Here is a 13,154-nt window from a genome sequence, read left to right on the forward strand (position 1 = left end):
CCGCGATCTACAGCCCTTCAAGCTCCGCCATCAGATCACTGAGCCGATCAGCCTTCGCCTCATCCACCACGCTCCCCTGCAACCCACGCACGTAATCGGCCAACGCCTCCACCGTGCTGCACTCGAACATCGCCCGCAGCGGCACGTTCAGCTGCAACTGCTTCTGCACCCGCGACGCGATCTGCGTGGCCAGCAGCGAATGCCCGCCCAGTTCGAAGAAGTTGTCATGCACCCCGACCCGCTCGGCCTTGAGCACATCGGCCCAGATAGCCGCCAGCACCGCTTCCAGCTCATCCCGCGGCGCCAGGTAGGCCTGGCTGTGCTGCCCGCCGATCTCGATGGCCGGCAATGCCTTGCGGTCAAGCTTGCCGTTGACGTTGTGCGGCAGGCTGGCGAACCAGCCCCAGTGCAGCGGCACCATGTACTCGGGAAGCTGCGCACGCAAGCGCTGCTTGACCTGCTCCAGCAGCGCGGCATCGGCGGGTACACCCTGGTGTGCCACCAGGTAGCCAACCAGATGCTTGCCACTGGCACCCTCCTGCACCCCCACCGCCGCATCGCGTAGCTCGGCCTGCTCGTGGAGACGCGCCTCAATCTCGCCCAGTTCGATACGGTAGCCGCGAATCTTCACCTGATGGTCGATACGCCCGACATACTCGAACACCCCGTCCGGGCGCTGCCGCGCCAGATCACCGGTACGGTACAGGCGTTCGCCTGGCGCTCCGTGCGGGTGCGGGATGAACGCCAGTGCCGTGCGCACCGGGTCGCCGACATAGCCACGGCCGACGCCAGTACCTGCCACGCACAACTCACCCACCGCCCCCAGCGGTACCAGCGCCTGGTCCTCGCCATACAGGTACAGCCGGTTGTTGTCGGTCGGCGTGCCAATCGGCAGGTAGCTGCCACGGGTCGAGGCCATGTCGACGCGGAAGAAGGCCACGTCATCCGAGCACTCCGCCGGCCCGTAGGCATTGACCAGGCCGATCTGCGGATAGCGCAGCAGCCATTGCGCAGCCAGTTCCGGCGGCATCGCCTCGCCGGTCGGCAGCATCCAGCGCAGGCCATCGAGCGCCTGATGATCGTTGGCCAGCATGCCCTGGATCAGCGATGGCACGCTTTCCAGCACCGTGATACCGGTGGCCTGCACATGCGCCAGCAAACCTTGCGGGTCATGGGCGATGGCGTTCGGCACGATCTCCACCCGGGCGCCGAACAACGGCGCGGCAAGGAACTGCCAGACCGAGATGTCGAAGCTCTGCGAGGCGGTCTGGGCGATCACGTCATGCTCGCTCAAGGCCAGGTACGGCACCTTGCTCAGCTGGTTGTTGAGCATCCCGCGCTGCTCGACCATCACGCCCTTGGGCAGCCCGGTGGAGCCGGAGGTGTAGATCACGTAGGCCAGGTTGTCCGGCCCACTGTGGATGCCTGGGTTATGGCTGGCGACGCTGCTGCCCTGCACCTCTTCCCACACCAGCAGCTGCGGCCGCGTCACACCCTCAAGTTGATCCAGCAACTGGCGCGCCTGCTCGGCGCAGGCTGCGCTGCACACCAGCACTGGCGTGCGGCTCAGTTCGACGATACGTTGCAGGCGCGCCGACGGCAGGCCTGGGTCCAGCGGCAGGTAGCCGGCGCCGGCCTTGAAGCTGCCGACGATCATGCCCAGCAGCGGCAAGCCCCGCTCGGCCAGCAGGGCAACCGGCTGGTCGATGGCCACGCCCGCACCAACCAGGGCATGGCCCAGGCGGTTGGCCGCGAGATTCAGCCCGGCGTAGTCATAAGACGCATCGAGGCAGCGGGCAACGGTGCGCTCAGGGTGGGCAGCCACCTGCGCTTCGAACAGTGCCACGTAGCTCTGCTCCAGCGGGTAGGCGTGCCCGGTGCGGTTGCAGTCGTCGAGCAGGAAGCGCTGCTCCTCCTCGCCCAGCAACGGCAATTCACTCACCTCCCCTTCAAAGCCCTGCACCAGCGCCAGCAGCAGGCGCTTGAACTCGGCCAGCAGGCGCTCGACGGTCGGGTAGTCGAAGTAGCGCTGGTCGAATGACAGGTGCAGGCCCAGGTCATCGCCCGGGTAGCACACCGCCGTCAACGGGAAGTTAGTGTGGGTGCGGCCCGAATCGGAGCTGGCGTTGAGGTGCTGGGCATGGTCGAGCACCGCCGTTTCCACCGGGGCGTTCTCGAACACGAACAAGCTGTTGAACAGCGGCTGGCCCTTGGGCAGTTCGCTGCACTCCTGGATCGCCACCAGCGGCAGGTACTCGTACTCGCGCAACTCCATGTTGCGTTCCAGCACGCTTTGCAGCCATTGGCGCACGCTGAGGCGCTGGCCCGGTTCGGGCAGTTGCACGCGCAGGGCGATGCTGTTGATGAACAGGCCGACCGTGCGCTGCATCTGCGGCAGGCTCACCGGGCGCCCGGCCACGGTCACGCCAAAGACCACGTCGCGGTCACCGCTGTAGCGCGCCAACACCAGCGCCCAGGCCGCCTGGGCGAAGGTGTTGATGGTCAGCTGATGGGCCTGGGCCAGTTCGCGCAGGCGCACGCCGTCGCCTACCTCCAGACGGGAATAGCAGTCGCCCACCACCATGCCGTCACCGGCGTGGTCGTTGCGCAGCGGGCGGTCGCTGGGGAGCGCCGTGGCGCGCTCGAAGCCGGCCAGGTTGGCCTGCCACCAGTTGCGCGCTTCGTCCATGTCCTGGCGTTGCAGCCAGCCGATGTAGTCGCGGTAGCGCGGCGGCACCGGCAACTGCGCCTGACGGCCTTCGCCGAGGGCCTGATAGATTTCGAAGAAATCGTTCATCAGCAACGAACGGCACCAGGCATCGATGAGGATGTGGTGGTTGCTCATCATGAACCAGTAGCGCTGGTCGTCGACCCGCACCAGGCGCAGCTGGAACGGCGCCTCCTGCAGCAGGGCAAAGCCCGCTTCGCGCTCTTCTTTGTGCAGGGCCTGCAGGCGCGCTTCCTGGGCGGTTTCATCCAGGCCGCGCCAGTCCTGGTAGTCCACCGGCGTATTGCCCGGCTTGTGGATGATCTGCAGCATGGTCTCGCCGGCATTCCAGCTGAACGATGCACGCAGGGCTTCGTGACGCGCCACCACCGCCTGCCAGGCCTGGGCGAAACGTTGCGGGTCGAGGGCGCTGTTGATGCGGTAGCGGTCCTGCATGTAGTACAGGCCGGTGCCCGGTTCAAGCAGGGTGTGCAAGAGCATGCCCTCCTGCATCGGCGTCAGCGGGTAGACGTCTTCGATCTGCGCGGCGGGGACCGGCAGCGCGTCGATCTGCTGCTGGCTCAGGTGCGCCAGCGGGAAGTCCGAGGGCGTGAAGCTGCCGTTGCCATCGGCCAGGCAGTGGCTGACCAGCGCCAGCAACTCCTGGCGATAGGCTTCGGCCAGCTGCGCGATGGTGCGCTCGTCATAGCGCTCGCGGCTGTAGGTCCAGCGCAGTTGCAGGGCACCGCCATAGACCTGGCCGTCGATGCTGAGCCAGTTCGGCAGCGGCGCATCCAGATCGTGAGCCAGGCCGGCCGGCGCATCCAGCGGCAGGAACAAGGCGGCTTCGTCGAACTGCTGGTCGAACTGGCCCAGGTAGTTGAAGGTGATGCGTGCCTGCGGTAACGCCGCCATGCTTTCGCGGCTGACCTCATCGCCCAGATAGCGCAGCACGCCGTAGCCCAGCCCCTTGTGCGGCACCTGCCGCAGCTGTTCCTTGATGCACTTGATCGAGGTGGCACGCGCAGCATCATCTTCGCCGGCCTGCGGGTTCAGGCGCAGCGGGTAGGCGTTGGTGAACCAGCCGACGCTGCGGGTCAGGTCCATGTCCTCGAACAGGCCGTCACGGCCGTGGCCTTCGAGCTGCACCAGCACTTCCTGGTCACCGCTCCAGCGGCACAGGGTGCGGGCCAGCGCGGTCAGCAGCAGGTCGTTGACCTGGGTGTGGTAGGCCGCCGGTGCCTGTTGCAGCAACTGCCGGGTCTGTTCTGCGTCCAGGCCGATGGCCAGGGTGTCGGCATGCCGGTGCAGGTTGCCACCCTGCGGGTGATCGCACGGCAGCTCATGGCGCACGCTGCCAAGCTGGCCTTGCCACCAGTCCAGCTCGTCGCGCAGCGAATCGCTGCCGGCATAGCTGGCCAGGCGCGCAGCCCAGTCGGCCATGGCGTGGGTCTTGGCCGCCAGTGGCTGGCCGCGATACAGCGCCTGCAGGTCTTCGAGCAGCACACGCCAGGACACACCGTCGACCACCAGGTGGTGGATCGCCAGCAGCAGGCGCTGGGCGCCCTGCCCGTCACTGACCAGCAAGGCGCGCAACAGCGGGCCCCGTTCCAGGTCGAGGCTGCGCTGCACGTCGGTATACAGCGCCTGGCAGTCGGCGAAGTCGGCGACCGTGGCGGTCCACAGCAATTGCTCGGCAGGTACCGCGGCAAAGGCCGCCTGCCCCTGGACGAAGCGCAGGCGCAGGCTGTCGTGGTGCGTCACCAGCCCGGTCAAGGCCTGTTCAAGGGTGGCACGGTCCAAGGGCTGACGCGCCTCCAGCAGCACGGCCTGGTTCCAGTGCTGCGGCTGGGCGACGTCACTGTCGAAGAACCAGTGCTGAATCGGCGTGAGGCCGCTGCGCCCTTCGCGCGGGCCCTGCTCGATGCTGCTCGGCGCGGCGCTGCGGCTGACCACGGCCGCCAGGGTCTGGATGGTCTGGTGCTGGAACAAATCACGCGGGGTGAACTGCAGGCCCAGCTGGCGTGCACGGCTGACCACCTGAATCGACAGGATCGAGTCACCACCCAGCTCGAAGAAGTTGTCCTGCACACCCACGCGGGACGTGTTGAGCACTTCGCGCCAGACGTGCGCCAGTTGCTCCTCCAGCTCATTGGCCGGCGCCTGGTAATGCTGGCGGGCCTGCTCCAGGTCCGGTGCCGGCAGTGCGCGGCGGTCGAGCTTGCCGTTGCCCATCAGCGGCAGGCGCTCGAGCAACACCAGGTGCGCAGGTACCATGTAGTCCGGCAGGTGCTGACGGACATCGGCCTTGACCGCTTCACGCAGCCTGACCTGAGCCTCGCTGTCGGCGGCGGCCTGCTGGCAAACAAGGTAACCGACCAGCTGCTTGCCACCCGGCAGGTCGAGGGCCAGTACCACCGCCTCGTCGACATCGGCATGTTCTTGCAGGCGGCTTTCGATTTCGCCCAGTTCGATGCGGAAACCACGGATCTTCACCTGTTGGTCGGCACGGCCGACGTATTCCACCGAGCCATCGACACGCAGGCGTACCAGGTCGCCGGTGCGGTACAGGCGGCCGCCGTCACGGCTGAACGGGTCGGCGACAAAACACTCGGCGCTAAGGCCCGGGCGGTCGTGGTAGCCCTGGGCCAGGCCGGCACCGCCGACGTACAGCTCGCCGATCCCCCCTTGCGGCAGCAGCGCCAAGTCCTCGTCGAGGATGTAGGCGGTGCGGGCACCGATCACCCGGCCGATCGGCACGCTGCCAGCGTCGGCAGGCATGACCTGCGGCGCCAGGCAAGCCAGCGGCATGACCACGGTTTCGGTGGGCCCGTAGGCGTTGAAGAACTGCTGCGGGGCGAACGCCTGGCGGATGCGCTGCAAGTGCTCGCCGGTCAGCGCTTCGCCGCCGGTGATCACCAGCCGCACCGGCAGTTGTTCACCCTGCCCGGCCAGGTGCTGGGCCAGTTGGCTGCCATAGCTCGGGGTGAATCCGAGCACGCTCACCCGCTGCTCGCGCACCAACTGGCAGATGTCCTCGGCGCCCCATTGGCCCTGGGCGCGCAGCACCACACGGGCGCCGCAAAGCAGCGGCACCAGCAAGCGCTCGCTGGCCGCGTCGAAGTTGATCGAGTAGAAGTGCAGTTCGCAGTCATCGCTGCGCATGCCGAAGGCGTCGATCACCGCCTGGCAGTGCATGGCGATTTCGCCATGGCTGACCACCACGCCCTTGGGCTTGCCGGTGGAGCCGGAGGTGTAGATCAAATAGGCCTGATGCTGCGGCAGGTTTAAGTCATGCAGAGGCGCATCGCTGTAGGCCGAGAGGCTCGCGGCATCGTCCTCCAGGCTCCAGCGAGCTACCCCGCCGGGCAGTCCACCGAGGCTTTCGAGCAGTGCCCGCTGGCTTAGCAGCAGGCCGATGCGGCTGTCTTCGATCATGTAGCGCAGGCGGTCGAGCGGGTACTCCGGGTCGAGCGGCACATAGGCGCCACCGGCCTTGAGAATGGCCAGCAGGCCGACCACCATCTCCAGCGAGCGCTCCAGCGCCAGGCCCACCCGCACCTGCGGGCCGACCCCGCGTTCACGCAGGGCACGGGCCAGGCGGTTGGCCTGCTGGTCAAGCTCGGCGTAGGTCATGTGCTGGCCGGCGAAGGTCAGTGCACCCGCTTTCGGCGTACGCGCCGCCTGGGCGGCGAACAGGCCGTGCAGCGTCTGGTCGAGGGCGAAATCCTGCTCGCCCTGCAACTGGCCAATCAGCATTTGCTGCTCGGCAGTGGCCAGCATCGGCAGCTCGCACAGGCGCTGTTGCGGGTTGTCGAGCAGGCCGACCAGCAGCTGCTGCCAGTGCTCGGCCATGCGTGCGATGCGCGGCTCGTCGAACAGGTCGCGGCTGTAGGTCAGGCAGCAGCCCAGGCGGCCGTCGAGGTCGGTGACCTCCAGGTACAGGTCGAACTTGGTGGCGCTGGCGTCGTTGACCAGGTAATCCACCTGCATTCCCGCGAGTGTGCGGCTCTGCTGGAAGGCCCAGCGCTGCACGTTGCACATCACCTGGAACAGCGGGTTGTAGGCGCTACTGCGCGGCGGCTGCAGGGCCTCGACCAACTGGTCGAACGGCAGGTCCTGGTGCGACTGGCCTTCGATGGCGGCCTGGCGGACCTGCTCGAGCAAGGCGGCGGCGGTCATTTGCCCGTCTAGCTCGCAACGTAGCACCTGGGTATTGAGGAAAGCGCCGATCAGGCCTTCGCTTTCCGGGCGGATACGGTTTGCCACCGGCGCGCCGATGCGCAGGTCTCGCTGGCCGCTGTAGCGGTGCAGCAACGCGGCCAGGGTGGCGGTCATGGTCATGAACAGGGTCAGGCCACGCTGCTTGTTGAAGGCGTGCACGCGGGCGACCAGTGCCGGGTCGAGTTCGAAGCGGTAGAGCTCGCCACGGTGGCTCTGCACGGCAGGGCGCGGGCGGTCGGCGGGCAGCGCCAGTACCGGGTGCTCATCGCCGAGGCGGTCTTTCCAGTAGGCAAGCTGGCGTGCGCCTTCACCGCCTTCCAGCCATTGCCGCTGCCACACGCTGTAGTCCAGGTACTGCACCGGCAGCGGCACCAATGGCGACTCGCGCTCATCGACGAAGGCTTCATAGAGCTCGCCCAGTTCGCGGGCGAAGATGTCCATGGCCCAGCCTTCGGTGACGATGTGGTGCAGGGTCAGCACGAAGTAGTGTTCACGGTCCTCGGTCTTGGCCAGACAGGCGCGCAGCAGCGGCCCGCGCTCCAGGTCGAATGGCTGGTGGGCCTGCTCGTCAGCCAGTTGTTGCAGGCGCTGCTGACGGATGTCGGCTGGCAAGGCCGTGAAGTCCTGCCAGTCCAGTTGCAGCCCGCTGTCGTCGGCAACGCACTGGTATGGCACGCCATCGATGCTGGGGAAGGTGGTGCGCAGGGTCTCGTGGCGCACGATCAGCGCCTGCAGGGCGCGTTCGAAGGCATCCACATGCAGCGCCCCGCGTAGACGCGCCATGCCGCCAACATTGTAGGCCGGGCTGTCCGGCTCCATCTGCCAGAGGAACCACATGCGCTGCTGCGAGTAGGACAGCGGCACGGCCTGGCGGCGGTCGACCCGGGCGATTGCACCTTGCTGGTTGCGCGCACCGGCAGCGCGGACCTGGGCAATTACCTCGCAGAACGCAACCAGCTCGCTGGCCTCGAACAGCGTCTTGAGCGGCAGCTCGACATCACACACCTGACGGGTACGCGAGACGATCTGGGTGGCCAGCAGCGAATGGCCGCCGAGGGCGAAGAAATCGTCGTGCAGGCCGACCTGCGGCAGGTTCAGCACCTCGCGCCAGATGGCCGCTACCTGCTGCTGCAATGCGGTCTGTGGCTCGACATGGGCGCGCTGCTGCCAGACCGGTGCAGGCAGTGCCTTGCGGTCGACCTTGCCACTCGGGCCCAGCGGCAAGTGCTCCAGGCCGATCAACTGAGCCGGCACCATGTATGCCGGCAATTGCCTTGCCAGTGTGGCCAGCAACACCTCGGCCGTTGCGTTTCCGCTGTAGTAACCCACCAGCTGCGCACCGACCGCGTCCTGCTGAATCAGCACCAGCGCCTGTTCGACACCCGCCTGAGCCAACAGGCATGCCTGCACTTCTTCAGGCTCGACGCGGAAGCCACGCACCTTGACCTGCTGATCGAGGCGACCGAGGTATTCCAGGGCCTCGCTTTGCACCTGCCAGCGGGCGCGGTCACCGCTGCGGTACAGGCGCGCGCCGTTGCCGCCAGCCTGGGGCACGAAACGTTCGGCAGTCAGGCCCGGACGGCCCAGGTAACCGCGGGCCAGGCCGGCACCGCCCAGATACAGCTCGCCCGGCACGCCAGGCGCAGCCAGTTCGAGTTCATCGTCCAGCACCCGACAGAGGACGTTACCCAGCGGGCGGCCGATCGGCGAACGCTCGCCATCGGCTGCCTGGCAATGCCAGTGTGTGACGTTGATGGCGGTTTCGGTCGGGCCGTAGCGATTGTGCAACTGCACCTGTGGCAACAGCTGCAGCACACGGTCACGCAACTGCGCAGGCAGCGCTTCACCACCGGAAAACAGCCGGCGCAGGCTGTTGCAGCCGGCGGCCAGTGGCTCTTGCACGAACACCTGCAGCAGCGGCGGTACGAAGTGCAGCGTGGTCACGCCATGCTGCTGCACCAGCGTGGCAATGCGCTGCGGGTCGCGGTGCTCGCCAGGGCCGGCCAGGACCAGTTTGCAGCCAGTGATCAGCGGCCAGAAGCACTCCCACACCGAGACGTCGAAGCTGATCGGTGCCTTTTGCATCAGCACATCGCTTTCATCCAGCGCATAGCGGGCCTGCATCCACTGCAGGCGCTCGGCCAGCGCCGCATGGGTATTGCCCACGCCCTTCGGCTGGCCGGTAGAACCGGAGGTGTAGATCACGTAGGCCAGGTTGTCGCCATGCAAGTGCAGGCCCGGTGCCTGGCTGGGCCAGCTGTCGAGGTGCAGTTGATCAACGGCGATGGCGCTGACGCCATCGACCTGCGGCAACGTACCCAGCAGGCTGCTGTGGCTGAGCAGCAGGCTAGCCTGGCAATCGCCGAGCATGTAGGCCAGGCGCTCGGCCGGGTAGTCGACGTCCAGCGGCACATAGGCGCCGCCCGCCTTGAGGATCGCCAGCAGGCCGACCAGCAGCTGCGGCGAACGCTCCAGCGCGATGGCTACGCACGTGTCGGGGCCGACGCCTTTGTCGCGCAGATAGTGCGCCAGCCGGTTGGCCTGCTGATGCAGTTCGGCGTAGCCGAGGCTGCCACCGTCCCAGACCAGGGCGGTACGTTCCGGAGTCAGGCGCGCCTGCTCGTTGAGCTGCTCGACCAGCAAGCGCTGCGCGGCGGGCACAGGTGCCTCACCCCAGGCCAGCAGTTGTTCACGCCCCTGCTCGTCCAGAAGTTGCACATCGCCCAGCGGCAGTAGCGGTTGCGCGCAGACTTGCTCGAGCAGTGCCAGCAGGTGCTGGGTAAGACGCTTGACGGTGCTGACATCGAACAGCTCGGCAGCGTAGTCGAAGGCCAGGCTCAGGCGGCCCTGGTGGTCTTCTTCGCTGTGCAGTTGCAGGTCGAACTTGGCTTCGCGGCTGTGCCACGGCAGTTCTTCGGCGAGCAAACCCGGCAGGCGGCGCAACGCTGACAGGTCACGCTGCTGGTGGTTGAACATGACCTGGAACAGGCCCTGCTGGCGAGCGTCGGGCAGGGCTTCGAGCAATTGCTCGAACGGCAGGTCCTGGTTGGCCTGGGCGTCGAGGGTCGCGCCGCGCACCTGGGCCAGCAACCGGGCGAACGGCAGGCGGCCATCCAGCTGCGCACGCAGCACCAGGGTGTTGATGAAGAAGCCGACCATTCCATGGGTTTCCTGGCGCGGGCGGTTGGCGTTGGGTACGCCGACGCGGATGTCGCCCTGGCCGGTATAGCGGTGCAGCAGCCCTTGCCAGGCGGCCAGCAGGACCATGAACAGGCTGGCCTGCTGTTCGCGGGCCAGGGCCTTGAGGGCGTCGGTCAGCTTGGCCGGCACTTTCACGCTCACGCGGGCAGCGCGGTTGTGCTGCTGGCTGGAGCGCGGCTGGTCCGGGTACAGGTCGAGCACTGGCAAGGCGTCGCCCAATGCGGCTTTCCAGTACGCCAGCTGACGTGCGCTTTCGCCCTCGGCCAGCCACTGCCGCTGCCAGCTGCCGTAGTCGGCGTAACCCAATGTCAGCGCCGGCAGCTGGGCGTCCAGGCCCTGGCAGCGGGCGGCGTACAGTTTGGCGAATTCGTCGAGCAGGACATTCAGCGACCAGCCATCGGCGACGATGTGGTGCAAGGTCACCCACAGCTGATGGTCTTCGTCAGCAAGGCGCACCAGGGTCACGCGCAGCAATGGGCCTTGGGTCAGGTCGAATGGCTGCTGCGCCTCTTGCTCGCGGCGTGACACCACATGCTCGGGCGCCAGCCCTTCCAGGCCCAGGCGCCGAAGGGTGAACGGCTGCTCCGGCAGGACACGCTGCAAGGCCTGCCCGTCGGCTTCGCTGAACACTGTGCGCAGCGATTCGTGGCGCGCGACCAGCGCCTGGAACGCGGCTTCAAGTGCGGCTTCGTCCAGCTCGCCGCGCAGGTGCAGGCCGGCAGGAATGTTGTAGGCCGCAGACTGCGGCTCAAGCTGCCAGGTCAGCCACAGGCGGTTCTGTGCCAGCGACTGCGGCAAGGCCTGGCCACGCGCCAGTGCCGTGATAGCGGTGGGCCCAACAGCACCATCAGCCAGCAGGGTGGCCACCTCAGCGCAGTACTCGGCCAGCGTTGGCGCCTCGAACAGGGTGCGCAGGCTCAGCGGGATACCTAGCTCCTCGGCCAGCCGTGCAGTGACCTGGGTGGCGGCGATGGAGTTGCCGCCCAGCAGCAAGAAGTGATCGTCAGCGGCAATCGCCTCGACCTTGAGTATTTCGCGCCAGATACCGGCGATACGTGCCTGCAGGTCATCGTCGCTTGCTGTGCCTGCAACCGGGGTGGCGGCCAGCGGAAAACGCGCATAGCAATCCAGGCTGCCATCATCCATGCGCAGGCGGCAGGCCGAACGCTGCAGCTTGCCGCTGGAGGTCTTCGGCAATGCACCCGGATTGAGCAGCAGGACCACGGCCGGCGCCTGGCGACAGGCATCGGCGACCACCTGGCGCAGGGCCTTGATCAGCGCCTCGGGTTTGACTGCCTTCTGCACGTTGCGGCTGATTTCCACCGCCACGCCGATGCCCTCCTCGCCCTGATCGTCGACCGCGAACACGGCTACCCGCCCCTTGCGCAGCCCTTCGACCTCGCGTTCCAGGGTCTTTTCCAGGTCTTGCGGGTAAAGGTTCTGGCCGCGAACTATCAGCATGTCCTTCAGACGCCCGGTGACGAATACTTCGCCGTCGCGCATGAAGCCCAGGTCGCCGGTGCGCAGCCAGGTCTGGCCGTCCATTTCGACGAAGGTGCGCGCAGTGGCTTCTGGGTTGCGCCAGTAACCCAGGGCGATGCTCGGGCCGCTGGCCCAGATTTCGCCTACCTGATTGTCGCCCAACACCTCCAGGCGCTGAGGCTCGACGATACGCACCGCATGGCCAGGCTGCGGGTAGCCGCAGCTCATCAGCACACTGCCCTGACCGGCTTCGGCACGGTTGGCAGCGAAGGCTTCGGCGTCCAGCTCCAGCGCACCGATGCCTTGGCCACGGCGGCTGCCGCTGACGAACAAGGTGGCTTCGGCCAGGCCATAGCTGGCAAAGAAGCTGCTCGGCTGGAAGCCGCAGGCGGCGAACGTGTCGGCAAAGGTGGCGAGGCTGTCCTGGCGAATCGGCTCGGAGCCGGAATAGGCCACGCGCCAGCGGCTCAGGTCGAGGCCTGCCAGGGCCGCCTCGCTGACCCGTTCGCTGCACAGCCGGTAGGCGAAATCCGGCCCGCCGCTGATGGTGCCGCCATACTCGCTGATTGCCTGCAGCCAGCGCAGCGGCCGAGCGAGGAAGTAGCCCGGCGACATCAGCACGCACGGCACGCCACTGAAGATCGGCTGCAGCAGCCCGCCGATCAAACCCATGTCGTGGTACAGCGGCAGCCAACTGACGATCACATCGTCCGGGTTGAGGTCGATGCCGAAGCCTGCGCGGATCAATTGCTCATTGGCTACCAAATTGCCGTGGCTGACCTGCACGCCCTTGGGCAGGGCGGTGGAACCGGAAGTGTACTGCAGGAAGGCGATGTCGCTCGCGCTCAATACCGGCGCGTGCCAGCGCTCGGCCAGCGCCGGGTCAAGCGCATCTACCGCGAGCAGTTCCGGCGCGTTGTCGCCGCTCAGAGCTTCGAGATCCTGCAGGCTGCCGTGCAGCGCACCAACGGTCAGCAGCAGGCGCGGTTCGGCGTCGTCGATGATCGACAGCAGGCGCTCCTGGTGATGGCGGCGTGACGACTCCGGAGGATAGGCCGGCACGGCAATGACCCCGGCGTACAGGCAACCGAAGAACGCCGCCACGTAGTCCGGGCCACTGGGGAACAGCAGCACCGCCCGCTCGCCGACCCTGGCGCGGGCCTGCAGCGCCGCAGCGATGGTGCGCGCACGGGCATCCAGGTCGCGATAGCTGAGCACGGCCTGCTCGCCAGGGGCATCGGCCAGAAAGCGCAGGGCGATGCGGTCCGGGGTCTGCGCAGCGCGTTGCGCCAGGGCCTGGACCAGCGAGAGCGGGAGTTCGAAGGCGTCCGTCATGGGGGGTTCCTGCCAGTGTCTGGTTAAGTCGGGCTGGCTGCAGCGCACGAAGTTGGCGGGCAGCGGCCGGATGTACACAGGGGAACGGATGGGCGCGGCGGGAAATTAGCAGCGTCAGCGGGGGTACAAGGTGAACTGCATCACGTCGCTCGCTTTAGAACTGAAACGAATAGAAACTCATTAACTTTCGTATTTGACAATCATT

1 protein-coding gene is annotated in these 13,154 nt (G+C 67.0%); it reads right to left on the bottom strand.

Annotated elements, in window-relative coordinates; translation table 11 throughout:
- Positions 1-7: 7 nt before the first annotated feature.
- Positions 8-12,949 (bottom strand): non-ribosomal peptide synthetase, encoded by a 12,942-nt coding sequence (locus APH33_RS05015; protein ID WP_054884091.1) that lies wholly within the window; start codon positions 12,947-12,949, stop codon positions 8-10.
- Positions 12,950-13,154: the final 205 nt, after the last annotated feature.

It is taken from the genome of Pseudomonas sp. NBRC 111130, assembly GCF_001320485.1.
Classification (GTDB): Bacteria; Pseudomonadota; Gammaproteobacteria; order Pseudomonadales; family Pseudomonadaceae; genus Aquipseudomonas; species Aquipseudomonas vlassakiae.

What these genes read in the sequence shown, in the direction of transcription:
- APH33_RS05015 (WP_054884091.1), bottom strand. Translation starts at nt 12,949, where the DNA reads ATGACGGACGCCTTCGAACTCCCGCTCTCGCTGGTCCAGGCCCTGGCG.